A 22,860-nucleotide genomic window follows, 5' to 3' on the forward strand; every position below is an offset into this window, starting at 1 on the left:
CTACCACGCGTCTCCGCCCGGTCGCCCCCCGCCCACGCCGTCAGCCGATGCGTACGCCCGCCCCGGTGACGCGGACGCGGGGGTCGCCCGCGCGCAGGGTCACCGTGAGCTCCCCGGGACGGCCCAGGTCCTCGCCCTGCCGCAGCGTGAGGACGGCGTCCTCGGTGACCAGGCCCAGCTCACGGGCGTACCCGCCGAACGCGGCGGCCGCCGCCCCGGTCGCCGGGTCCTCGACGACACCGCCGACGGGGAACGGGTCACGGACGTGGAACAGCGTCGCCGACTCCCGCCATACCAGCTGCACGGTGGTGAGGTCCAGGCGGTGCATCAGCGCTTCGAGACGCTCGAAGTCGTAGGCCAGATCGGCCAGACGGGCACGGGTGGCCGCCGCCAGCACCAGGTGGCGGGCGCCGGCGTACGCGATGCGCGGCGGGAAGGCCGGGTCGAGGTCGGCGGCGGGCCAGTCCAGCGCGGCCAGCGCCTCCGCCAGATCGGCGTCCGCCACGTCCTCGACGTACGGCTCGACGCTGGTGAGCGTGGCCCGGACCGCGCCGTCCTCCTCCGTCACGTCCACCGGCACCGGGCCGGCCTGCGTCGCGAACAGCAGCGGGCCCGGGCCCTGCCGCTCGGCGAGTGCGACGGCGGCCGCGACGGTCGCGTGCCCGCAGAACGGCACCTCGGCCTTCGGACTGAAGTACCGGATGCGGTACGTCCGTCCCTCCGGCCCGTCCAGCCCCTCCGGCGGGGCGGTCAGGAACGCGGACTCCGAGTACCCGAGCCCGGCGGCGACGGCCAGCATGTCCCCGTCGTCCAGGGCACCGGCGTCCAGCACCACCCCGGCGGGGTTCCCGCCCGCGGGGTCGCTGGAGAAGGCGGTGTAACGCAGCACCTCGGGCCGCGACGAGATCGTTGTCATACGCGCGACAACATGCGCGGAGATCGTGATGTTCCCCCGGCCGCCGAAGGGGAACCCGGGGGCCGCGCTTCCCCCCGGCCGCCCGGCGGCCGGGGCAACCCCATCGGCGGAAGATCATGTGGCCGTCACCCCGCGGGAGCGTGAGACTGGGAGACGTCCGCGTGTCCGGTGAAGGAGAGTCCATGCCCGAGCGGCCCGACGACGGTTCCCAGGAGCGGCTCACCGTGACACCGCCCAAGAAATGGGCTACGGGAGCGCCCGCGGTGATGCACGCGCTGGAGTACTCCCTCGAGCAGACCTCCCCCCTGCGCACCGGGCAGACGCTGCTGACCATGAACCAGGTCGACGGCATCGACTGCCCCGGCTGCGCCTGGGCCGACCCGGCCCCGGGACAGCGGCACCGCAACGAGTACTGCGAGAACGGCGCCAAGCACATCAACGACGAGGCGACCACCCGCCGCATCAGCCGCGACTTCTTCCGCGAGCACGCGGTGTCCGACCTCGCCCGACGCTCGGACAAGTGGCTCAACGACCAGGGCCGGCTCACCGAACCGATGGTCAAGCGGCCCGACTCCGACCACTACGAGCCGATCAGCTGGCACGACGCCTTCGGACTGCTCGCCGGTGAACTCACCTCCCTCGACTCGCCCGACGAGGCCGTCTTCTACACCTCCGGCCGCGCCAGCAACGAAGCCGCCTTCGTGCTCCAGCTGTTCGCCCGCGCCTTCGGCACCAACAACCTGCCCGACTGCAGCAACCTGTGCCACGAGTCCAGCGGCTACGCCCTGCACGAGACCCTCGGCACCGGCAAGGGCACGGTCAGCCTGGAGGACATGCACCACGCCGACCTGATCTTCGTCGTGGGACAGAACCCCGGCTCCAACCACCCCCGCCAGCTCTCCGCGCTGGAGACGGCCAAACGCAACGGCGCCCGCATCATCGCGGTCAACCCGCTTCCCGAGGCCGGACTGCTGCGCTTCAAGAACCCGCAGAAGGCACGCGGACTGATCGGGCACGGCACCCCGATCGCCGACCGGTTCCTGCAGATCCGCGTCGGCGGCGACCTCGCGCTGTTCCACGGCCTCAACCGGCTCCTCCTGGAGGCCGAGGACGCCCGCCCCGGCACGGTGCTCGACCACGACTTCATCCGCACCAACACCGAGGGGTTCGAGGAGTTCGCCCGGCACGTCCGTGCCGTCGACTGGGACGACATCCTCACCGCGACCGGCCTCACCCGCGAGGAGATCGAGCAGGTCCGCGACGACGTGCTGCGCTCCGAACGGGTCATCGTCTGCTGGGCGATGGGCATCACCCAGCACAAGCACGCGGTGCCCACCATCCGCGAGTTCGTCAACTTCCTCATGCTGCGCGGCAATCTGGGCCGTGCGGGCGCCGGAGCCTGCCCCGTGCGCGGCCACAGCAACGTACAGGGCGACCGGACGATGGGCATCTGGGAGAAGATGCCGGACTCCTTCCTGGACTCCCTGCAGCAGGAGTTCGGCTTCGACCCGCCGCGCCACCACGGACTCGACTCGGTGAACGCGATCCGCGCGATGCTCGAGGGCCGCGTCAAGTTCTTCCTCTCCCTCGCAGGCAACTTCGTCCGCGCCGCACCCGACAGCATGGTCACCGAGGAGGCCATGCGCGCCTGCCGGCTGACCGCCCACATCTCCACCAAGCTCAACCGGACGCACACCGTCTGCGGCCGCACCGCGCTGATCCTGCCGACCCTCGGCCGCACCGAACGGGACGTGCAGTCCGGCGGCGAGCAGTTCGTCACCGTGGAGAACTCGATGAGCGAGGTGCACACCTCACGCGGACGCCTCCAGCCGGCCTCGCCGCTGCTGCTCAGCGAGGTCGCCATCCTCTGCCGCCTCGCCCGCCGCACCCTCGCGGGACGCGGCCCCGACATCCCCTGGGCGGCGTTCGAGTCCGACTACGGCGAGATCCGGGACCGCATCTCCCGCATCGTGCCGGGACTGCACGACTTCGACCGGCGCGTGGTGCGCCCCGGCGGCATCCGGCTGCCCAACGCGGTCAACGAGGGCGTGTTCCACACCGAGGCCGGCAAGGCCCGGTTCACCCGCAACGACCCCGAGGCGCCCAGCGTCCCCGACGGCCACCTGCTGCTGCAGACGCTGCGCTCCCACGACCAGTGGAACACCGTCCCCTACACGGACAACGACCGCTACCGGGGCATTCACGGCAGCCGGCGCGTCGTCCTCGTCAACCCGCGCGACCTCACCGAACTGGGCCTCGCCGACGGGGACCGCGTCGACCTGGTCGGCGTGTGGACGGACGGCACGGAGCGGCGCGCCGACGGCTTCACGATCGTCGCGTACCCCACGAAGGCCGGGACGGCGGCCGCCTACTACCCGGAGACCAACGTCCTGGTGCCCCTGGACAGCGTCGCCGACGGCAGCAACCAGCCCGCCTCCAAGAGCGTCGTCGTCCGGCTGGAGCCCGCGCCCCGGCCGGCTACGGCGCCGGTCCCCGGCTGAGCGGGACGGCGGCCGGGGCGTCCACCCCCTCGACACGTGCGCGCGGCCACCGTGTGGTGCCCGGTGCGGGTCGACCACGTCGTCGTGGTCTTCCGCCGGCCGCGCCCCGAAGGGCCGCATTCCGAGGCGCGCCTCCCCTTCGCCGGCGGGGCGCGCGAGGCGATCGACACGGTGCAGGCCCTCGCGGGGGAGCGGGGCGCCGGCGAGGACGCCGCAAACGGCGGCCGGTGGTCCTCGGACGCGGCGAGCGGCACTTCGGGCCGGTGGACGGACGCGGCACGCACCTGCGGGAGGGCCCGCGCGTCGTGATCCCGGGCGCCGGGCCGTGCGCCTGGTCCACCGCGTCCGCCGCTGACCGGCTGACCGGGCACCGATCCGCCGCCCGCCGCAAGATGGGATGAGGGGGCCGACGACCGAGAGGTGCGGTGATGGGTGACAACGCCGACGACACCGGGAACGACGCGGCGGAGACCGAGGAGACGGACGCCTACGACGCCGACGAGGGCGGGGACGAGGAAGCCGTCGCCCGGCCTCCGGCCGCCCCCGCGGACACGGACGTCTTCCTCGACGTCCCGCTGCTCAAGGTCGACGAGATCGACCTGGACGTGGAGGATCTGCGCGCCCATGTCTCGCTCCAGGCCGAGGTGCTCGACCTGCTGAAACTGAGCGTCGGCGCGGACGTCTCCCTCGGCCGGGTGCACCTGGGCATCTCGGGCGTGGAGGCCCAGGCCCGGCTCAAGGTGCGCCTCGACAACGTGGCCGTGATCGTCAACCGGGTGCTCACCACCGTGGACCGCAACCCGGAGATCCTCACCGAACTGGCCCGGGGCGTGAGCGCCGCCGTGCAGGACGTCGGCGGAGGAGCCCGGGAGGCGGTCGGCGCGGTGGGCACGGGCGCGGGACAGGCCGTCCAGGACGTCGGACGCGGCGCGGGAGGAGCGGTCCGGGACGTGGGCCGCGGCGCCGGCGGAGCCGTCGAAGAGGTCGGCCGGGGCGCCGGGGGCGCGGTGCGGGAGGTCGGCGCGGGGGCCGGGGAGGCCGTCCAGGACGTCGGGGGCGGGGTCGGCGAGGCCGCGGAGGACGTGGGACGCGGCGCGGGAGCGGCGGTGGAAGAGGTGGGCGGGGGAGCGGGGCGCACCGTCGAGGAGGTCGGCTCGGGGGCGGGGCAGGCCGCCGAGGGAGCGGGAGAGACCGTCGCCGGGGCGGCCTCGGCCGGGCCGGAGGCCGCGGACGCGGCGGGCGGCGCCCCGGCCCCCGCTCGCAAGGCGACCCGCTCGGCCGCGAAGAAGCGCACGGCGACCGAGGGCGGCACCGCCAAGCGCCGGGTGCGCGGCGAGGACGGCAAACCGCCCCCGAGGCGCACCCGCCGCCGCACCGTGGGGGAGCCGGGAGAGCCGCCCTGAACGCCCGCGACCCAGGACGACGACCCGAGGGACATCGCCTTCCACGCGACGGTCCACGCCGACCGCCTCCGCTTCGCCGACGCCCCCCGCACCGCCGTCCGCTTCCCGGGCACGGGCGACCGTGCGTCGGTCAGCCACAGCGACCGCACCCACCTCCCGGACCAGGTCGAACCGGGCGTGGACTACCACGACGTCACGGTCCGCTACCGCCTGGAGACGGGCGTGCCGGACGCGGACGGAACCGCGCCCGACCCCGGCGACCTCCCCAGCGGTGCATGATCGCCGTACACCGCTGGAGGGCGTGAAGACGACCGGGCAGCCCGCGCGCCACCTCTGCTCGGTGCGGCACGGCGAGACCCTGCCCGACGAGAGCGGGCTCACGGGGAACGGCCGTCGGCAGGACTCGCCACCGCCCGCCCGGGGACGGAACGTGGGCTCGCCGGGGCGGCGGCGGTAACGCTGGGGGCACCACAGGCCGGGAGCAGGCGTCGCTGACTTCCCGGTGCCGGCACCGGCATCGTCTCCGGTGCCGGTCCATGGAGCAGGAGCGCCGGTGCCGAGGTCCGGCGGCGACGAGGAGAAGGCGGCGCCGGCGGTGACGGACGCCGTCGGCACGGCGTTCCGCGCGCGACGTTTCCTGCCGGGGCGCGCCTTGACGGGGAGTACTCCCCGCTTCGCTGGTAGGCTTCTCGACACCAAGCGGGGAGGTGTCCCCGCTTGGTGTGTCGAGGCGTCTGCCGCAGGCAGGGGAGGGGGAGGAGCCGTGCCGGACAAGGCGCTCGTGCTGGGCGGCGGCGGACCGGTGGGCGGGGCCTGGCTGACGGGGATGCTCGCCGGACTCACCGAGGCGGGCGTCGGCCTCGACACCGCCGACGTCGTGATCGGCACCTCCGCCGGCGCCGTCTTCGGCTCCCGCCTCCGCTGCGGCACCCCGGCCGCGGAGCTGTACGAGCGCCAGCTGTCCGGCGCCGACGCCGTGCGCCTGCCGGTGACCGCACGCCAGACGGCACGGTTCCTGTGGGCCGCCCTCGGGTCCCGCGACCCCGAGCGCTCGGTCGCACGCCTGGGCCGCACGGCGCTGCGCGCCCGCACCGGACCCGAGTCGGACGTCCTCGACACGGTCGGCCGGCTGCTCGGCGAGGCGCGTGACTGGCCGGAGCGCGAGCTGCGCATCGCGGCCGTCGACGCACGGGCCGGGAAGGTCGAGGCGTTCGACGCGCGCTCCGGGGTGACGCTGCTCGAAGCGGTCGCGGCGAGCTGCGCCGTCCCCGTCGTCTGGCCGCCGGTCACCGTCGCCGGACGGCGCTGGATGGACGGCGGCAGCCGCTCCACCGCCAACCTCCAGCTCGCGCACGGCTGTCGGCGGGTGCTGGCGGTCGTGCCGATCCCGCGGGCGGTCGGGCCGCACCCGAGCGCTTCCGAGCAGGCCGCGCGGCTCACCGGGGAGGGCGCGCACGTCGTACTGCTGTGCCCGGACGAGGAGGCCCGCCGCGCGATGGGCCGTGACCTGGCCGACACCGCACGCGGTCCGGCGGCGGCGCGGGCCGGGCACGCGCAGGCCCGCGGGGTCGCCGCCGAGATGGCCGACGTCTGGGGGCGCTGACCCCCGCGACGGAACGAAAAACGCGGTCGCAGCGCCGGGCCCCGTTCGGCACACTCGACCCGATGGACGAGATCTCCCGCATCGCGGACCGGCTGCAAGAGGTCGACGGCGTCGTCGCGGTCGCCCTCGGCGGCAGCCGCGCCCGCGGCACGCACCGCCCCGACTCGGACGTCGACCTGGGGCTGTACTACCGGGCTCCGCTCGACACGGCGGCGCTGCGCCGGCTGGCCGCCGGACTGTCCGGAGACACGGCGGAGGTCTCCGAGCCCGGCGGCTGGGGCCCGTGGGTCGACGGCGGCGCCTGGCTGACCGTCGACGGCACCCCCGTCGACTGGATCTACCGCGACCTGGACCGCGTCCACCGGGTCTGGCAGCGGTGCCGCGACGGACACGTCGAGACCGGCATCCAGGCCGGCCATCCCTACGGCTTCTCCTCCCACACCTACACCGGGGAGGTGGCCCTGGCCCGCGTCCTCACCGACCCCACCGGCGAGCTCACCGCGCTGCAGAGGGAGATCCGCTCCGGATATCCCCGGCCCCTGCGGAACGCGCTGGTGGGACAGGCGCGCTGGGAGGCGCCGTTCATCCTGGCCGCCGCCCGCAAGGGCGTCCCGCGTGGCGACGCCTTCCATGTGGCCGGCTGTCTCCACCGCGCGGTCGGCCTCCTCGTCCACGCCCTGCACGCCGACGCCGGCGCCTGGGTGCTCAACGAGAAGGACGCGGTCCGCTCGGCGGGCGCGCTCCCGTCCGCCCCCGCCGACTTCACCTCCCGCGCCCACGCCCTCTTCGGCACGCTCGACGCGTCCCCGGAGCGCCTCACGGCCGCGATCGACGACGCCGACCGGCTGGCCGCCGACGTACTGGACGCGCTCCCCGGCTGAGCGCGGACGGAATCACGGATTTTCAGGCGCCGCCTGCCGGGTACCCGCCGCACCGGACGACCCGTACAGGGCGAAGGGCCGACGTGCCCGGCACGCCGGCCCTTCGCGCAGAGAAAACCAGGAGGATCCATGAGCACGGTCAAGGAAGCGGTCGACGTGAACGTCCCCGTCCGCCGGGCCTACGACCAGTGGACGCAGTTCGAGGACTTCCCGCGCTTCATGGAGGGCGTCGAGGAGGTGACGCAGCTCGACGACCGCCACAACCACTGGACCACCAAGATCGGTGGGGTGAAGCGTGAGTTCGACACGGAGATCGTGGACCAGCTCGTCGACGACCGGGTCACCTGGCGGACCATCGACGGCGACACGAAGCAGCGCGGGTCGGTGCGGTTCGAGCCGCTGGACGACACGCACACCCGCGTGGAGCTCACCATGGAGGTCGAGCCCACCGGCATGGCCGAGAAGGGCGCGGACGCCCTGGGCATCATCGACCGCCGGGTCAAGGGCGACCTGCACCGCTTCAAGGAGTACGTCGAGAAGGGCGGCAGCGACGGCGGCTGGCACGGCCGCATCCGCCCTGAGAACCCGGCCGCCGGACACTGACACCCGGCCACCGGAGACACACGGAGGCCGGCCCTTCCCGGACGAGGGAGGGCCGGCCTTCCGCAGGCCGTACCACCGGCCGTGCGTGTCAGGACTCGACGATCTTGCGCACGTTGTCCACGGAGCCGCAGCCGGACTTCAGCTGGCGCTCCCGCTCCTCCCGGAACGCCTTGCCCAGCTCCTCACGCCGCTCCATCGCCACGTTCTCCCGGGCGCCGTTGAGGATCGTGCGCTCCTCCTCGTCGGCGTGGTGCGTGACGGCCTCGACGAGCTCCTCCAGCTTCTCGTCCCACTCGTCGCTGCCGATCTCCTCGACCTCGAGCAGGGCCAGCAGGGCCTGGTTGCCCTCGTCGTGCTCCTCCTCGCCGTGCTCGACCTCGTCGTCGTCGATCTTCTTGTAGCGCTTCAGCGCGGGGTACACCTCGGACTCCTCGGCCAGCGCGTGGGCGATCAGCAGGTCCGAGAACTCGCGCAGCGCGGCCCCCCGGTCGTCCTCGACGCTGCGCATCCGGCGGAACAGGTCCTCCATGCGCCGGTGGTCCTGGAGGATGAGCTCGACGACGTCCGATGTCTCGGGCATGACTGCACTCCTTACATGTGAGCGGACTCGGCGACTACCGAATGCCCCGTCCCGCCGGTCTGAGTACTCCCGATTCCCGGGGGAACCCTCCGGGGCGCACCGGCCGGTCACCGGTGTACGGACCGGTGACCTCGCGGAAGCCCGCCGTCAGCCACGGAACGTCGCCCGGCGGCCCGGCGAAGACGGCCGCCGCGATCACCGCGTCGGCCGCACAGCAGACCGCGCCGCCGCGGCTGGTGCCGGGCAGCGACGCGTACGCCTTCGTCCGCGACGCCCCGGCCGAACGCCTCGCCGACGTCGGCACCCGGAAGGAGTCCTCCGCGGCCACCGGTTTCCCGGCCGCCTGACAGCCGGGCCGGCGGAGGGTCAGGACGGTGCGAGATCGGTGCGTGGGTCGATCGCCCAGTGATTGCTCCGCAGGACCCGGTCCGCGAACGTGACCTCCCGCTCCGCGACGAAGCGGAAGCCGAGGGAGCGGCAGATGCCGTTCGAGGCGGGGTTGTCCGCGGCGGGGAACGCGTGCACGACGCCCCAGCGGTTCTCGTCACGGGCCCGTTCGAGCAGAGTGCGGGCGGCGCGCTTGCCCAGGCCGCGGCCCTGGAACTCCGGCAGGATCATCCATCCGATCTCCGGGACCGGCCCGTCGTCCGTGTCGTGCGACCACAGGGTCACCGTTCCGGCCACCACGTCCGGCGCGGCCGGATCGGGCACGATCATCTTGATCCACGAGACGTCGGCGGCCGCGTCGCGCGCGTCCCGGCGCACCTTGTCGGGTATGCCCTCCCGAGGCAGCGGGCCGCCCAGGTGGGCCATCATCACCGGGTCGCACCGCATACGGATGTACGCGTCCACGTCGTCCGGCACGACATTCCGCAACTGCACGGCGTCCTCCTCGCTCGGCCTGGAAGGACCCTACTCAGCCGTGGGACCCGGCGGGACCTGTCACGCGGCGGCCCCGCACCCGGTCACGTACTGACGAAGGCGGCGGGAACCGACCCACCGCGACGGCCGCCGCCCCCGCCTCCCGAGGCCGGTGTGACGCGGCCCCTCTCCGCACCGCCACATGCGCGGGCGTGTTTTCGCCGGCACGGGGGAGACGGTGCGGTATGGCAAGACGAGTCGGTCACGAGGCAGCGACGCGGACGCAGGGCGCGGCACAGGGGCCGACGGCCCTCAAGCGCGCGCTGACGACCCCGCTGCTGTACTTCTTCATCCTGGGCGACGTGCTCGGCGCCGGTGTGTACGTCCTGGTCGGACAGGTCGCCGCCGACTCCGGGGGAGCGGTGTGGGTACCGCTCGTCGTCGCGCTGCTGCTGGCGATGCTCACCGCCGCCTCGTACGCCGAGCTGGCGACGAAGTATCCCCGGGCCGGCGGCGCCTCCCACTACGCGACCCGCGCCTTCGGGCCGTTCGCCGGCTTCGTCGCGGGCTTCTGCATGCTCGCCGCCGGCATCGTGTCCGTGGGGGCACTCGCCCGCGGCTTCGGCGGCGACTACCTGTCGGCCTTCGTGACCCTGCCCGTGGGACTCGTCGCCGTGGTCTTCCTGGGCCTGCTCGCGCTCGTCAACGCACGCGGCATCAAGGAGTCCACCCGCGCCAACGTCGTCGCCACCGTCGTCGAGGTGGGCGGCCTGGCCGTCATCGTCGTCCTCGGCGCGTGGCTGCTGCTGCGCGGCGACGGCGACCCCGGCCGGCTCACCGAGCTCGGCACGCCGGAGAAGGGCGCGGCGGCCGCCGTGCTGAGCGGCTCCGTGCTGGCGTACTACTCCTTCGTCGGGTTCGAGACCTCGGTGAACGTGGCCGAGGAGACCCGCGACCCGCGCCGCTCCTACCCCCGTGCCCTGTTCGGCGCGCTGGCCACCGCCGGCGCCGTGTACGTGCTGGTCGGTCTCGCCGCGTCCGCCGCCGTGCCGACCGCCGAGCTGGCCGCCTCCAGCGGGCCGCTGCTCGAGGTCGTGAAGGAGGCGGGCGGTGTGCCGCCCAAGCTGTTCAGCGCCATCGCCCTCGTCGCCGTGGCCAACGGCGCCCTGCTCACCGGCATCATGTCCTCCCGCCTGGCCTACGGCATGGCGAAGGACGGGCTGCTGCCGGGCGCGCTGACCAAGGTGCTGCCGGGCCGCCGCACCCCGTGGGCCGCCATCGCGGTCACCACCGGCCTGGCGATGCTCCTCGCCCTCACCGGCAGCGTCGCCACCCTCGCGTCCACCCTGGTCCTGCTGCTTCTCGTCGTCTTCCTCATGGTCAACACCGCGGTCCTGGTGCTGCGCCGCGACCCGGGGACGGCCGACCACTTCCGTACGCCGGTCGTCCTGCCGGTGCTGGGCATCGCGTCGTGCGTCGTGCTCGCCACGCAGATCGAGGCCGCGGTGTGGCTGCGCGGCCTGGCGATCGTGGCGGTCGGCATGGTGCTGGCCGCGATCAGCGCCGCCCGGCGCTCCAGGCGCGCGGACGACCACGCCGAGGAGGGTACGGGGGAGGAGGACCCGGAGAAGGCCGCGGGGAGGGACGCGGACGAGGACGCGCCGCAGCGCGGCTGACCGTCGCTGCGGGACCGGACGCGCCCTTCGGGCGCCCACGACCGCGTCGTCGCCCTCGCGGGCGCGCAGCATCTCGCGCTCGCCCCCGCGCCGCGACGTGGCCGACCCGCCGCTGCCTCCCGCCTGCGGGCGACCCGTTTTCGGCCGTCTCCGGCGAGCGCTTCCCGCCGTGCGGCTCACGGGCCGACCGCGCCTTATGCTTCTACGTGTCTGTAGAAAAGTCCGTCCGGTGATGGGCCTGACGCACGCTCAGGAGGACGCGGATGGCTGCGAATCGCCCGGTCAGGGTGTTCGGCGCGGCCCCGGCATGGGCGCCGCCGTCGTGGCGGGCGCCGCAGGTCTCGCCGTCGGTGTCGTCGGCGGCATGGTCGCGGCCGAAGTCGTCGACGGGGTCGGTGACTTCTTCGAGGGCGACGAGGGGGGCGGGGTCTGACGGCGGCCCGCCTCGGGGCCGCCGGCAGTGAGATGACTGATCGCTGATCGCTGATCACACCCCGCCCCTGCTGGTACCTTCTACATTGTTGTAGAAACAACGGGAGCCCGGACGCCCCCCTTCCGTCCGGGCTCCCACCCGACACGTACGGAGCTCTCATGGCCCTGTGGGACCGCCTCAAGGAGTCCGCATCATCGATGCAGACCCAGCTCATGGCGAAGAGGAACGATCTGAGGAGCGGCGCCTTCCGTGACGCCAGCATGGCGATGTGCGCGCTGGTCGCCGCCGCCGACGGCACCGTCGATCCCGCCGAGCGGCAGCGCGTCGCCCAGCTCATCGCCACCAACGAGGTGCTGCAGAACTTCCCCGCCGACGATCTGCGCCGCCGCTTCGAGGCCAACCTCGACAAGCTCACCGCCGACTTCGCGTTCGGCAAGGTGAGCGTCATCCAGGAGATCGCCAAGGCGAAGAAGAAGCCCGCCGAGGCACGGGCCGTGATCCAGATCGGCATCGTCATCGGCGGCGCCGACGGCGACTTCGACAAGGACGAGCAGGCCGTGGTCCGCGAGGCGTGCTTCGCGCTGGACCTGCCGCCGCACGAGTTCGACCTCTGACCGGTCGCGTCAGACCTCTGACTGCGACCGTGAGACGCGAAGGGCCGGAACCGTCACGGTTCCGGCCCTTCGCGCAGCCCACGCGGTCGCGGTCACAGCGGCGTGGCCGCGTACAGGATGAGCACCATCGTCACCGCGGAGTTCGCGGACGACATCGCCGACACGACGGCTCCCGTGGCCGCGCCCCACGCCGCGACGCCCACCGCCGTGAACAGGGAGGGCCAGGTGCGCACCGCCGGCGCGGGCCCGAGCAGGGCCGCCACCCGGCGCGGCACCGGTCCCGCCGCGGCCAGACCGGCCAGTGTGGCCACCGGGGTGCCCCGGGACACCAGCGCCGCCCTGCCGATGGCGCGGGCCACGGTGCGGCGGCTGCCGACCGTCTGCGCCGCGTCCTCGTCCGCCCACCGCTCCGTCGTGTACGACACCGCCGTGCGCAGCGGCCGCAGGAACGGGTTGGCCTGGGCGGCCAGTCGCACCGTGAGGAGGTAACGGTGGTGACGGGCCGCCAGATGGGCTCGCTCGTGGGCGAACAGCGCCCGCCGCTCGGCCGGTTCCAGACAGTCCAGCAGAGCCGTCGTGACCACCACACGGCCCCGTCGGCCGCCGCCCGGCAGCGCGTACGCGTACGGCGCGCTGTCCGGCAGGACGGCCACCTCCGTGTTCCGCAGTCCCGCCAGCGCCCGGTGGGTGCGGCGACGCACCCGAGCGTGCCGCCACCAGGTCCGGCCGCACGCGACCAGCACGGCGAACAGCGCGGGGATCGCCGCCTTGCCCACCACCTCGTCGTACGGCACCGCCGCCCGCACCTCGGGGTCCGACCAGCCGTCGGGCAGTGGGTTGCCGGGCAGCTGGGCGGTGCCGACCACCATCACCAGGGCGAGACAGAGTGTGCTGCACGCCGCCATCACCGCGGCCACCCCGGTCAGCAGCCGCGTCGCGGTCCGCGGATGCAGATGCTGCTCGGCCAGGCGCGCGATCGGCCACGCCGTCAGCGGCAGCACCAGCGGCAGAAAGACGAAGACCCCCATGAGGCTTCAGTCTTCCCCGTCGCGCCCCGCCGGACGCAGCAGCTCCCGCAGCAGCCGCTCGTCGTCGGGCCCCAGGCCGGTCACGAAGCTGGCCAGGACGGCCTCACGGTCGCTCTCGGAGTCCAGCACCTTGCGCATCCGCCGGGCGGCCAGTCCCGCCTGGTCCAGCGCACACGTCCAGGCGAACGACCGGCCCGCCCGCTCCCGCGTGACGGCGCCCTTGGCCAGCAGCCGGGTCAGGATGGTGATCACGGTCGTGTACGCGAGGCCGCCGCCCAGCCGCTCCTGCACCCAGCCGGCGGTGGCCGGTCCGTCCGCCTCCTTGAGCGCCGACAGGACCAGAGCCTCCAGCTCGCCCTGCCCCCGCCGGGGACGCTGCCGCTGCTCGCCCACGTCCTGTCTCCCCTCTGCCGCCGTGTGTTTCCCGCGCGGCCATCGTATAGACGTCCGCACCTCACCCGGCCCCACGCCGAGTGCGGTCGCGTGCCGAGCGGCGCACGCGACGTACGGTCGCACGCCCTGCCCTGTGATCTCTACAGTGATGTAGATTCGTAGCTCCGGACCCGCGCCGCGGGCCTCGACCTCACCCGCCGAGAAGGAGTACGCAGTGGGAGTTTCCCTGTCCAAGGGCGGCAACGTCTCGCTCAGCAAGGAGGCGCCGGGCCTGACCGCCGTCCTGGTCGGTCTCGGCTGGGACGTCCGTACGACCACCGGCACCGACTACGACCTCGACGCCTCCGCCCTGCTCCTCGACGCCTCCGGCAAGGTGCCGTCGGACCGGCACTTCGTCTTCTACAACAACCTCAAGAGCCCCGACGGCTCGGTGGAGCACACCGGCGACAACCTCACCGGTGAGGGCGAGGGCGACGACGAGAGCGTCAAGGTGAACCTCGCGGCCGTGCCCGCCGAGGTCGACCGGATCGTGTTCCCCGTCTCCATCCACGACGCCGAGAACCGCGGCCAGAGCTTCGGCCAGGTCCGCAACGCCTTCATCCGCGTCGTCAACCAGAGCGGCGGCGCCGAGATCGCCCGCTACGACCTCTCCGAGGACGCCTCCACCGAGACCGCGATGGTCTTCGGCGAGCTCTACCGTCACGGCGCCGATTGGAAGTTCCGCGCCGTGGGGCAGGGTTACGCTTCCGGTCTGGCCGGGATCGCCGCCGATTTCGGCGTGAACGTCTGACCCGGGAAGACAGAGGGAGCGGGAAACCATGTTCGGACTGAGCGAACTGGCCATCATCCTCATCGTCGTCATCGCGCTCGTCCTGGCCAAGAAGGGCCCCGAACTGGCCCGCAACGCGGGCAAGTCGGCCCGCATCCTCAAGGCCGAGGCGCGCGCCATGAAGCAGGCGGAGGAGAAGCAGGCGACGGACACACCCCCGCGGGTCGTCCAGGGCGAGACGATCCCGGGCCGCGTGGAGCACCCGTCCACGGACGCCTTCCGGGGCGCCGACCAGCACCCGGACGGCATGCCGCCGCAGACCGGCCGCCCGTAGTTCCGGGCGATCCCCGGCCCTTGGGCTTCTTGCCCAAGGGCCGGGAGGGGCAGGTGACCGGAGCGCGATGAGCCCGGCGGCCGCTCCCGCATCTGGTGCCCACACGCGTCATCGCGCGCTCCACTCGCTCCGGCCTCCTCCTCCGCACGAACACCTGGGGCACCGGCGTCACGGCCACAGCTCCAGTGCGGCCTCCAGAGCCAGATTCCACATCGGCTCGGCACCGGTCCCGAAGGCGGCGGCGAGCGCGTATCCCACGGAGGCGTCGTAGGGCTCCGCGCCAGTCTCCGGACGGCCGTCGGTGCTGTCCCACGTGACGGTCACCTTCCCGTCGCCGGCCGAGGTGAAGACGCCGAGCCGCCGCTTGCCCCGCAGCAGGCGACTGGTGTCGCGGGAGTCCGGCACCAGCACATGCCGGCATCGGCGAGCTGCCGAGACGGCCTCCACCCGATACGACCTCCGCGTCAGGAACCCCTTCGCGGGCCGCAGTGTCTCCTGGACCCCGTCGACGAGCAGCGTGAGCCGGTCAGGGTCGCGCGTGCCGATCGGCACGCGGGTCCTCAGGGGAGTGCCCGGGCTTCGCCGGATCTCGACCGACGGCAGCCCGCCGCCGCCCACGCGCAGCGTCCCGCCCTCGTGGTCGAGCTCGATCTCCACCGCGCCGAAGAGCGCGTCCTCGGCGGGCGCGTACGCGAACGCGTCCATGGAACCCCCTGACCTCTCCTGATCACGCATCTCACGTCCCTGCCGGGAACGGCGGCTCCCCGACCCGCCGGAGCATTTCGACCGGGAAAGGAGTCGTCCGGCTCCCCGCCTGGAACCGGCGACAGAAATCCCCCATCACGTCGGCCACCGGAGCGTACCGGACCACGACGTCAGCGACCGCGGCCGGCATCTGCCGGGGGCAGGCCCCTTCCGCGCAGGCCCGCACGAACGCCCTCCGCTCCTCCGCGTGGCACCCCAGCAGAGCCGCGGCCAGCCAGTTCACGAGATGGGTGACGGCGTAGTACTGGTCGTACGCGCGGTGCCGTTCGTGGAAGTCGGCCTCAGCCCGCGCGAGTTCGAAGCGGGAGGAGAACGCGAGGCCGAAGTCGGTGAAGAAGAGCCGCCGGCCGTCGGTGAGGATGTTCTCGAAGTGCGCGTCGAAATGCAGCAGCCCGTTGGCGTTCATGAACGAGATGCCGGCTCTCAGCTCCTCGTCCACCATGGCGCACGCCCGCTCGGCGGCCTCCTCGCCGGCGCTCGTCCGCTCGCTCAGCCAGTCGTGCAGGTTCCGCGGTATGTACTCCATGAACAGGAGGAGACCGGCCGAGGACCGCTGCAGGGACTCGATGCGCCGGCGCACCTCGGCCCCGCCTCCCCAGTAGGCGACGGCGCGCTCGACATCGGCCAGTTCCTCGGGGAGCGGGTGGCCGCGGTCCGGCAGCATGCGCCAGTGGTGCATCAACGGAAAGCCCTCGTACTCTCCCGCGATCACCCAGTTCGTCGTCATGTGGTGCACGGCCAGCTCCCGCCAGGCGCCGAAGCCCGGACCGCCGATCGTGCCGACCCCGTAGTGACAGAAGAGCGGCAGTTCGAACAGGTTCGCCGTGGAGTGCAGGTTCTCCGGTCGCCGCTCCAGATCGGTCAGGCGTATCCGCTTCACGAACACCGGCGTACCGGCGACGTCCAACAGCACGGTCTGCCCGCCGATGCCGGAACCGATCGGCCTCCCGGCATCCACGCGTTCGCGCAGCTCGCGGTCACTGCACAGGGCCAGCGATGTGGACACGGCCCCATGGGCCGCCAGGCGAGCATCGCGGGACATGTCACGGTGCTCCACACATGCCTCCCGTCCACGGAGCGAAACGGTGCACCACCGTACCCTCCCCGAGCGCCGGAGACGCCCGGCCCGCCGCCCGTCAGCTCACTCCGACCCGCCGAGTGCACCATGGGGTCGGTGAGCATCGACATCAGTTCGCCCGCCCGCTCGGCGGCCGGGGCGCTGAGGTGCCCCGAACCGTCCGTGCACTCCCCGACGACGACCTCGTACCCACGTGCCCGCACGTCATGGAGGGCCATCTCCAGCCGTGCGCGCAGTGCCTCCGGGACTCCGCTCGGCGGAGAGGTCACACCGACACGGTCACCGGGACGCGGGCAGACGGGTACCGCATCGCCATGCGTGGATCGTGGCACAGCGCCGTACCGGGCGACAGCCGTCTTCAACGCCCAGATGACGCGCCGCCGTCGCCCGCGGGGTGTGTACGGCCTGCACGGGGCGCGTTCGGCTCCGGCTCCCCGACCGGGCGGTCGTACAGAGCCGCCACCGCCCTCGCACGCTCGCCCAGCCCTGCGCGCAGCCACCCCGGAGCCGGCACCTCCGCCCCGGGCGCGTGCTCCCACAGCGCCCACTCCGCGTGCCGTGGGTCCTGGAACACGACGGTCAGCCGCAGCCGGCCGTCCGCATCGGTCCCCTCGCCGCGCACCGCCAGGGCCGTGGAGACCAACCGCTCCCGGCGCGCAGGATCCACGCGCACCAGCACCTCCGTGGTGTCACCGCCCCTGCGGAACCGCACCTCGCGGTCGCGCCAGGCGCGGTCCAGGCCGACGGTGTCCGATCGCTGCGCCGGTTCGTCGAGCTCCTCGGCCGCCGGCACCCGGGACAACCGGTGCGTACGGTCCTGCGTCCCCCGCTCGGCCAGCAGATGGCCGTGGTCCTTGACGGTGACCAGGCCGATCGGGTCCACCGTGCGCCATTTCGAGGGCTGGTTCACCGCCGCGTAGCGGATGCGCGGCCGGTGTCCGCCGAACACCGCCCGCCGCACCTCCGCCGCCACCGCGTCGGGCACCTCGTCAGGAGCCACCGGCCGCGCCAGCAGATCCGTCCCCGGGTCGAACAGCACCCGCTGCGCCGCGCCCGCCGCCGTTGCCCGCACCCCCCGGGCAGTGCGTCGACCACCTTCAGCACGGCCGACGCGAGCGCCGACCCGAGCCCGAACAGCTGTGCTCCGCGCCGCGATCCGACGACCAGCAGGGCGAGCGCCTCGCCGTGGGTGAGGCTGGTGAGTGCCGTCCGGAAGTCCGGCAGCAACGCGAACCCGCCGTGCCGGCCGCGTTCCGCGTAGACGGGGACGCCCGCCGCGGACAGCGCCTCCCTGTCACGCAGCACCGTCCGGGTGGACACCTCCCTCTCACGGGCGAGTGCCTCCGCGGTCATCCGGCCTCGTTGACGCAGTAGGAGCACGAGGGACACCAGGCGGTCGGCGCGCACGGGAAAGACCCTGACGAAATACATGACCGGAGACGTCACGTTTTCCCGCGAGGCTTCACCGCACGGCGTCGGAGCAGGGCGGAACGGTCCGGTCACCGGCGTACGGAACAACGGCGACCCGACGAAGGGGCAGAGCGGTGAGGGAACGCAACGCGGTCAACCCGGTGTCGTGGTCGGCCGGGAGGGGCTTCAACCAGGGCGAGGTCGTCTCGGGGCACTCCCGCACCCTGTACATCTCCGGCCAGACCGCGATGAGCGAGGACGGCAAGCCCGAGCACGACGGCGACATGACGGCCCGACTGGCCCTCGGCGTCGACAACGTCGAGGCGGTGCTCGCCGGGGCAGGCATGTCGCTGGCGAACCTGGTCCGGCTGAACGTCCACACGACCGACGTCGACCTGCTGGTCCAGCACTACGGTGTGCTGGCGGGCCGCCCGGGCGCGGCCGGGCGTCGTACCGACCACCACCATGCTCGGCGTGACCCGCCTGGCGATCCCCGGGCAGATGGTCGAGCCCGAAGGCACCGCGGTCGCGTAGCACCCCCGGCACGGACCCCTCGTCCGCGCATGACGGCGGCGGACCGGCCGCACACCGTCCGCCGCCCGAGGAGTCGCTCAGGAGCGGGGGAGCACCCCCAGCAGCAGCGAGGTGATGGTGGACCGCAGGGCGTCCGGCAGCTCCTGGTGGAGCACGCCGAGGGCCGGCTCCTCCGCGTAGGCGGCGAGGACGCCGGGCGGCGGTGGGACGTACGTCCCCAGGGCGCCCGCCGCGGCCAGGGCCATCAGGCAGAACAGCCGGGCGTCGTCACCGGTCTCGGGCACATGGCGCCGCACCAGGCCGGACATGGTCGCGAGCTTCGCGAGGGAGGCCCGCTTGTGCCGCTTGACCACCTCGACCGAGACGTTGCGCTCGAGGACGGCGCCCTGCGCGCCGAAGAGGTCGCACAGCACCGTACGGTCCGCCAGCGACCGGCTGATCACCTCGGCCAGCTGGCGCGCCCGCACCTCCGGCGCCGCCTCCGCGTCGACTCCCTCGGCCAGTTCGTCCGCCAGGACCTCCAGCCAGCCGCCCAGGAAGTCGTCGAGCAGTTCGAGCAGCACCGCCTCGCGTGACTCGAAGTAGCGCAGGACGTTCGACTTGGCCAGGCCCACCCGCCGGCTGAGCTCGTTGAGGCTGACCTCCGCCACGGGCATCTCGTCCAGCATCGCCGCCGCCGTGTCCAGGATCGCCCGGCGGCGGATCGCCCGCTGCTCCTCACTTCGCGCCCGCTGGAAAGTCATGACCGCACCCTAGCTTAGAGACCATCGGTCTCTTGACATCGTACCGCCGGTCTCTTACGTTCGGCGACAACAGGCCGATGGTTCGTCAGGGGTGCGTGATGGGTGACGACTGGGACGAGCGGAACATCCCCGATCAACGGGGCCGGGTGGCGGTCGTCACTGGCGCCAACACCGGGCTGGGCTTCGAGGCGGCCCGGATGCTCGCCGAGCGCGGGGCCACGGTCGTGCTGGCCGTCCGGGACGTCGAGAAGGGCGGGCGGGCCGCCGCCCGCATCGCCGGCGACGTCGGTGTGCAGGCTCTCGACCTGGCCTCTCTCGACTCGATCCGGTCCGCGGCGGCCGACCTGCGTGCCGCGCATCCGCGCATCGACCTGCTGATCAACAACGCCGGCGTGATGCACCCGCCGAAGCGGACCACCGCCGACGGCTTCGAGCTGCAGTTCGGCACGAACCACCTCGGCCACTTCGCCCTCACCGGCCTGCTGCTCGACCGGCTCCTGGACACCCCCCGCTCCCGCGTCGTCACGGTCAGCAGCGGCGGCCACCGCATCCGCGCCGCCATCCACTTCGACGACCTGAACTGGGAACGCTCGTACAGTCGCGTGGCCGCGTACGGGCAGTCCAAGCTGGCCAATCTGATGTTCACGTACGAGCTGCAGCGCCGGCTCGCACCGCACGGCACCACGCTCGCGGTGGCCGCCCACCCCGGCGTGTCCAACACCGAGCTGATCCGCAACGCGCCCGCCGTGTTCCGCCTGCCCATCGCCCGGCTCGCGCCCTTGCTCACCCAGAACGCCGCGATGGGGGCCCTGCCCACGGTGCGCGCGGCCACCGATCCCGAGGTGCGCGGCGGTCAGTACTACGGCCCCGGCGGCCGCCTGGAGCTCCGCGGCCGCCCGAAGCCGGTGCGGTCCAGCCGCGACTCCCACGACCGGGCCGTGCAGCAGCGCCTGTGGGCTGTCTCCGAGGAGCTGACGGGGGTGACGTTCCCCGTCTAGAACGCCCCCACGGGGCGGCGCACGCCCACCGCCGCCCTCGGTCACTGACCGGCGTGACGGACGTGGCGCCCGGTCACCGCGGACCGGGCGCCACGCGCCGGCCTCACCGCAATCCGAGAACCTCCATGGTGTGCTCCGCCATCCGCCGCTCACCGAGGGCGTTGGGATGGACCGGCACGACGCTGGTGCCGAAGAGCAGCGGCTCGATCCAGCGAGTTCCGCCGGGCTTGCACGCGTCATGACCGTCCGAGACCCGGGAGAAGTCCACGAAGGTCGCACCGGTCTCCTTGCTGGCGCGCTCGACCGCCGCGTTCAGGTGCGTCTGCACGTCACGCAGGTAGGGCACGTCGCCGGAGGCGATCGGCAGCTTCAGGTAGCACGACGGGTCGGCCTTCTCCGGGGTGATCCAGGGATAACCCAGCACCGCCACGCGGGCGTTGGGCGCCTTGGCGCGTACGGCCCGCAGGGCGCTCTTCAGCGCGGGGTACGTGTTCTTCTCGATCTGGTCCGTGAAGGTCGTGCCGTACTTGTCCTTGCAGGGGCTGCCCCTGCCCACGGTGAGGAGGCCCGCGCTGCCGCAGGAGGTGATGGCGTTGATGAAGGTGCCGTTGTCGTTGCCGCCGATCGTCAGCGTCACCAGGTCGGTGTCCGCGCTGAGGGCGTTCACCTGGGGCGGGACGCCGGGGTACTGCGACGAGGTGAAGTCCTTCGTCTGGGCGGCGCCGCAGGTCACGTCCTTCAGTTCGGCGCCCGTCCGGTCCGCGATCACGTTCGGGTAGTTCGCCGTGGAGCGCAGGCACAGCAGGTTGCTCGTGTCCACGGGCAGCACGCCCGAGCCGGCGCTGTAACTGTCGCCGAGGGCGACGTACTTCAGCGGGTCGGAAGCCTGGGCCGCGCCGCCGGCCGTGACGCTCAGGGCGAGCGCGCCGGCGAGCGCGAATGATGTGACCATGACATTACGGCGCGAGACGTGCTTCTGCATGTGATCCCTTTCCGGAGGGGGTGGGGCTGCGGGTGCGGCGGCCGGCAGGGCCCGCCGGCCGAGGGCACAGGGTGGTCGGGGGCGGGGAGGAGTGCCCGGCCGGGCGGTTACCGGGTGGTTCTACCGTCAAGTAATGTGCAGCCGCCCCGAGCTGGAGTCAACATTGTTGACCGAACTTCTCGAAACACGCGCGCGAGCTGGGAGCGGCCGCTGTGAAGGAGCGAACGCGCAGGTGCGAAGCGCCCGGCCGCCTATCCTGACCGGCATGCTGCAGACCGGCTCCAGCGCGTCGACCCGCGAGTCCATCCACTCGGCCGCCGCCCGGCTCTTCCGGAGCAGGGGCTTCTCGAGGACCACCGTCCGCCAGATCGCGGCCGAGGCCGGCACGGATCCCGCACTGGTGATCCGTCACTTCAAGAGCAAGGAGCTTCTGTTCCTGGAGACGATGCACCTGACGCTCGACGACGAACCCCTGCTCGACGTGCCACTGGAGCACCTGGGGGAACGGCTCGCCGAACTCCTCCTCGACCTCGGCGGTTCCGCACGGGGCGTCTTCCTCGCCCTGGTCCACGGCAGCGATGAGCCGCACATCCACGACCGTCTGCGGGACACGCACGAGCATCTCTTCGTCGAGCCCCTGCGCCGTCGCCTGACCGGCCCCGACGCCGACGTCCGCGCGCGGATGGCCGCCGCCGTGGCGGGAGGACTTCTCTACGCCCTGTGGGTGGCCGGGGACCAGGGCCTGCTCCGCATGGACCGCACGGAACTGGTGTCCCGGTACGGCGCCCTCCTCCAAGAGGTGCTGGTTCCCCGGACCTCCTGACCCCGCGGGGGCCCGTCCGCGCACCGCCCCTCACATCCCCCCGGCCGCTGCCCCGATCGCCTCGCGGACACGCGGGCACGTGCCGCAGCGGCGGAGGTCGCGGATGCCGTCCAGGCCGTCGTCCGTGACCTCGCGGCCCTCCTCCGCGACACGGCGGACCAGCTCGACCGCGGCCGTGATCTGCCCCGGCCGGCAGTAACCGCACTGCGCCACGTCCTGGTCCAGCCGCGCCTGCTGCGTCGGATGCGGTCCGGCGTCCACCGTGTCGGCGAGCCCTCCGGCAGCGGTGATCCCGTGCGGACGTCGATGCCGCACCCGTACTTCGTTCACGCCGAAGTCGTACGGCATCGACTGCGGCAGCTGGAAGAACGTCTCGGAGGACCCGGTGTCCCCGACCGGCAGGCAGGGGCGGGCGGTCAGGCGTCGGGGCCGGCCTCGGGGTGCGTGAACCGCACGGGTCCGCGCAGCGACCGGGCGGGGGCGATCTCGGCTCGGGTGCTGCCCCTCAGTCCGGCAGCGCCGCTGTCAGGTCGACCTCGACCAGTTGGCCGGGGAAGCCGAGCCGGGCGACGCCCAGGAGCGTGCTCGCAGTGGTGAACGCCGGTCCGATGACCGATGCGGTCAGGCGTCGCCAGGCGTCACCCAGGACCGCGACGTCGTCGCTGACCACGTGGATCAGCGAGCGGACGACGTGTTCCGGCCCGGCGCCCACCGCGTTCAGAGCCGTGGCGGCATTGGCCGCCACTTGGTCGATCTGGGCGTCCAGATCACCCGGGCCCACGAGCTTCCCCGTGGGGTCGAGCGGGCACTGACCCGCCAGATGAGCCGTCCGGCCCGCCTCCACGACGGTGATGTGGTGGTACCCCGGAGTCGCATGGAGCCGAGGCGGATTGATGCGCGTGATCTCAGCCGTCATGCGCGTGATTCTGGTG

General features: G+C 73.1%; 26 protein-coding genes and 2 pseudogenes. 15 read left to right on the plus strand and 13 right to left on the minus strand.

Annotated elements, in window-relative coordinates:
* Nucleotides 1-40: 40 nt before the first annotated feature.
* The gene (locus C1708_RS31260; RefSeq protein WP_106415840.1) at nucleotides 41-916 is read right to left on the minus strand and encodes a PhzF family phenazine biosynthesis isomerase; all 876 of its coding nucleotides are present in this window, start codon (nucleotides 914-916) and stop codon (nucleotides 41-43) included.
* A 182-nt stretch (nucleotides 917-1,098) separates the two neighbouring features.
* Between C1708_RS31260 and C1708_RS31265 the strand changes: the two genes are divergently transcribed.
* From C1708_RS31265 to C1708_RS31290, 6 genes are all read left to right on the plus strand, one after another.
* Nucleotides 1,099-3,417, plus strand: a complete 2,319-nt coding sequence (locus tag C1708_RS31265; protein ID WP_106415841.1) for an FdhF/YdeP family oxidoreductase — start codon at nucleotides 1,099-1,101, stop codon at nucleotides 3,415-3,417.
* A 36-nt stretch (nucleotides 3,418-3,453) separates the two neighbouring features.
* Complete coding sequence (locus C1708_RS33825) at nucleotides 3,454-3,726, plus strand: hypothetical protein (RefSeq protein ID WP_133169091.1); 273 nt, start codon at nucleotides 3,454-3,456, stop codon at nucleotides 3,724-3,726.
* 119 nt (nucleotides 3,727-3,845) lie between these two features.
* Nucleotides 3,846-4,820 carry a hypothetical protein gene (locus C1708_RS31270; RefSeq protein ID WP_106415842.1) on the plus strand — a complete coding sequence of 325 codons (975 nt, stop codon included), beginning with the start codon at nucleotides 3,846-3,848 and terminating at the stop codon, nucleotides 4,818-4,820.
* A 763-nt stretch (nucleotides 4,821-5,583) separates the two neighbouring features.
* Nucleotides 5,584-6,423: a patatin-like phospholipase family protein gene (locus C1708_RS31280; RefSeq protein ID WP_106415844.1), complete on the plus strand. Its 840-nt coding sequence runs from the start codon at nucleotides 5,584-5,586 to the stop codon at nucleotides 6,421-6,423.
* 62 nt (nucleotides 6,424-6,485) lie between these two features.
* A complete protein-coding gene (locus tag C1708_RS31285; RefSeq protein ID WP_106415845.1) occupies nucleotides 6,486-7,304 on the plus strand; it encodes a nucleotidyltransferase domain-containing protein in 819 nt (272 codons plus the stop codon).
* 129 nt (nucleotides 7,305-7,433) lie between these two features.
* Entirely contained in the window at nucleotides 7,434-7,907 is a 474-nt protein-coding gene (locus C1708_RS31290) for an SRPBCC family protein (protein WP_106415846.1), read from the plus strand.
* An 88-nt stretch (nucleotides 7,908-7,995) separates the two neighbouring features.
* Here C1708_RS31290 and C1708_RS31295 read toward each other — a convergent pair whose 3' ends face one another.
* Nucleotides 7,996-8,487 carry a hemerythrin domain-containing protein gene (locus C1708_RS31295; RefSeq protein ID WP_106415847.1) on the minus strand — a complete coding sequence of 164 codons (492 nt, stop codon included), beginning with the start codon at nucleotides 8,485-8,487 and terminating at the stop codon, nucleotides 7,996-7,998.
* 125 nt (nucleotides 8,488-8,612) lie between these two features.
* Here C1708_RS31295 and C1708_RS31300 point away from each other — a divergent pair, with 125 nt between their 5' ends.
* Complete coding sequence (locus C1708_RS31300) at nucleotides 8,613-8,834, plus strand: Rossmann-fold NAD(P)-binding domain-containing protein (protein WP_133169092.1); 222 nt, start codon at nucleotides 8,613-8,615, stop codon at nucleotides 8,832-8,834.
* A 19-nt stretch (nucleotides 8,835-8,853) separates the two neighbouring features.
* Here C1708_RS31300 and C1708_RS31305 read toward each other — a convergent pair whose 3' ends face one another.
* Nucleotides 8,854-9,369 carry a GNAT family N-acetyltransferase gene (locus C1708_RS31305; protein ID WP_106415849.1) on the minus strand — a complete coding sequence of 172 codons (516 nt, stop codon included), beginning with the start codon at nucleotides 9,367-9,369 and terminating at the stop codon, nucleotides 8,854-8,856.
* A 224-nt stretch (nucleotides 9,370-9,593) separates the two neighbouring features.
* Between C1708_RS31305 and C1708_RS31310 the strand changes: the two genes are divergently transcribed.
* The 3 genes from C1708_RS31310 to C1708_RS31320 all read left to right on the plus strand — a co-directional run bounded on the left by C1708_RS31310 (nucleotide 9,594) and on the right by C1708_RS31320 (nucleotide 12,071).
* Nucleotides 9,594-11,024, plus strand: coding sequence for an APC family permease (locus tag C1708_RS31310; protein WP_106415850.1), 1,431 nt, complete (start codon nucleotides 9,594-9,596; stop codon nucleotides 11,022-11,024).
* A 307-nt stretch (nucleotides 11,025-11,331) separates the two neighbouring features.
* Nucleotides 11,332-11,457, plus strand: coding sequence for a hypothetical protein (locus C1708_RS31315; RefSeq protein ID WP_274543363.1), 126 nt, complete (start codon nucleotides 11,332-11,334; stop codon nucleotides 11,455-11,457).
* 158 nt (nucleotides 11,458-11,615) lie between these two features.
* The gene (locus C1708_RS31320) at nucleotides 11,616-12,071 is read left to right on the plus strand and encodes a tellurite resistance TerB family protein (RefSeq protein ID WP_106415851.1); all 456 of its coding nucleotides are present in this window, start codon (nucleotides 11,616-11,618) and stop codon (nucleotides 12,069-12,071) included.
* Between the two features lie 92 nt (nucleotides 12,072-12,163).
* Here the strand turns inward: C1708_RS31320 and C1708_RS31325 are convergent, their stop codons facing one another.
* On the minus strand, nucleotides 12,164-13,099 hold the full coding sequence (locus C1708_RS31325) for a M56 family metallopeptidase (RefSeq protein WP_106415852.1): 936 nt from the start codon (nucleotides 13,097-13,099) through the stop codon (nucleotides 12,164-12,166).
* A 6-nt stretch (nucleotides 13,100-13,105) separates the two neighbouring features.
* Nucleotides 13,106-13,492: a BlaI/MecI/CopY family transcriptional regulator gene (locus C1708_RS31330; protein ID WP_106415853.1), complete on the minus strand. Its 387-nt coding sequence runs from the start codon at nucleotides 13,490-13,492 to the stop codon at nucleotides 13,106-13,108.
* Nucleotides 13,493-13,706: 214 nt separating this feature from the next.
* Between C1708_RS31330 and C1708_RS31335 the strand changes: the two genes are divergently transcribed.
* Both C1708_RS31335 and C1708_RS31340 read left to right on the plus strand, forming a co-directional pair.
* On the plus strand, nucleotides 13,707-14,282 hold the full coding sequence (locus C1708_RS31335; protein ID WP_106415854.1) for a TerD family protein: 576 nt from the start codon (nucleotides 13,707-13,709) through the stop codon (nucleotides 14,280-14,282).
* A 28-nt stretch (nucleotides 14,283-14,310) separates the two neighbouring features.
* A complete protein-coding gene (locus C1708_RS31340) occupies nucleotides 14,311-14,595 on the plus strand; it encodes a twin-arginine translocase TatA/TatE family subunit (RefSeq protein ID WP_106415855.1) in 285 nt (94 codons plus the stop codon).
* A 168-nt stretch (nucleotides 14,596-14,763) separates the two neighbouring features.
* Here the strand turns inward: C1708_RS31340 and C1708_RS31345 are convergent, their stop codons facing one another.
* From C1708_RS31345 to C1708_RS31360, 4 genes and pseudogenes are all read right to left on the minus strand, one after another.
* A complete protein-coding gene (locus tag C1708_RS31345) occupies nucleotides 14,764-15,300 on the minus strand; it encodes a hypothetical protein (protein WP_106415856.1) in 537 nt (178 codons plus the stop codon).
* Between the two features lie 31 nt (nucleotides 15,301-15,331).
* Complete coding sequence (locus tag C1708_RS31350) at nucleotides 15,332-16,318, minus strand: BUD32 family EKC/KEOPS complex subunit (RefSeq protein WP_437079553.1); 987 nt, start codon at nucleotides 16,316-16,318, stop codon at nucleotides 15,332-15,334.
* Nucleotides 16,237-16,656: a hypothetical protein gene (locus tag C1708_RS36205; RefSeq protein WP_437079555.1), complete on the minus strand. Its 420-nt coding sequence runs from the start codon at nucleotides 16,654-16,656 to the stop codon at nucleotides 16,237-16,239. The genes C1708_RS31350 and C1708_RS36205 overlap by 82 nt, the downstream gene beginning before the upstream one ends.
* 140 nt (nucleotides 16,657-16,796) lie before the next feature.
* Nucleotides 16,797-17,845: pseudogene (locus C1708_RS31360) on the minus strand (helix-turn-helix transcriptional regulator).
* 137 nt (nucleotides 17,846-17,982) lie between these two features.
* Between C1708_RS31360 and C1708_RS31365 the strand changes: the two are divergent.
* Nucleotides 17,983-18,382: pseudogene (locus tag C1708_RS31365) on the plus strand (RidA family protein).
* 77 nt (nucleotides 18,383-18,459) lie between these two features.
* Here the strand turns inward: C1708_RS31365 and C1708_RS31370 are convergent.
* Nucleotides 18,460-19,125, minus strand: coding sequence for a TetR/AcrR family transcriptional regulator (locus C1708_RS31370; RefSeq protein ID WP_106415858.1), 666 nt, complete (start codon nucleotides 19,123-19,125; stop codon nucleotides 18,460-18,462).
* 98 nt (nucleotides 19,126-19,223) lie between these two features.
* Here C1708_RS31370 and C1708_RS31375 point away from each other — a divergent pair, with 98 nt between their 5' ends.
* Entirely contained in the window at nucleotides 19,224-20,123 is a 900-nt protein-coding gene (locus C1708_RS31375; RefSeq protein ID WP_106415859.1) for an SDR family NAD(P)-dependent oxidoreductase, read from the plus strand.
* A 103-nt stretch (nucleotides 20,124-20,226) separates the two neighbouring features.
* On the opposite strand, the gene C1708_RS31380 is transcribed toward C1708_RS31375, so the two are convergent.
* Complete coding sequence (locus tag C1708_RS31380; RefSeq protein ID WP_106415860.1) at nucleotides 20,227-21,105, minus strand: SGNH/GDSL hydrolase family protein; 879 nt, start codon at nucleotides 21,103-21,105, stop codon at nucleotides 20,227-20,229.
* Nucleotides 21,106-21,370: 265 nt separating this feature from the next.
* On the opposite strand from C1708_RS31380, the gene C1708_RS31385 reads away from it, so the two are divergent.
* Nucleotides 21,371-21,928 carry a TetR/AcrR family transcriptional regulator gene (locus tag C1708_RS31385; RefSeq protein ID WP_106415861.1) on the plus strand — a complete coding sequence of 186 codons (558 nt, stop codon included), beginning with the start codon at nucleotides 21,371-21,373 and terminating at the stop codon, nucleotides 21,926-21,928.
* Between the two features lie 30 nt (nucleotides 21,929-21,958).
* Here C1708_RS31385 and C1708_RS31390 read toward each other — a convergent pair whose 3' ends face one another.
* Both C1708_RS31390 and C1708_RS31395 read right to left on the minus strand, forming a co-directional pair.
* On the minus strand, nucleotides 21,959-22,258 hold the full coding sequence (locus C1708_RS31390) for a 2Fe-2S iron-sulfur cluster-binding protein (RefSeq protein ID WP_502696101.1): 300 nt from the start codon (nucleotides 22,256-22,258) through the stop codon (nucleotides 21,959-21,961).
* A gap of 175 nt (nucleotides 22,259-22,433) precedes the next feature.
* Nucleotides 22,434-22,844, minus strand: coding sequence for a RidA family protein (locus tag C1708_RS31395; protein WP_106415863.1), 411 nt, complete (start codon nucleotides 22,842-22,844; stop codon nucleotides 22,434-22,436).
* Nucleotides 22,845-22,860 lie beyond the last annotated feature (16 nt).

This window comes from Streptomyces sp. DH-12, from assembly GCF_002899455.1.
GTDB lineage: Bacteria > Actinomycetota > Actinomycetes > Streptomycetales > Streptomycetaceae > Streptomyces.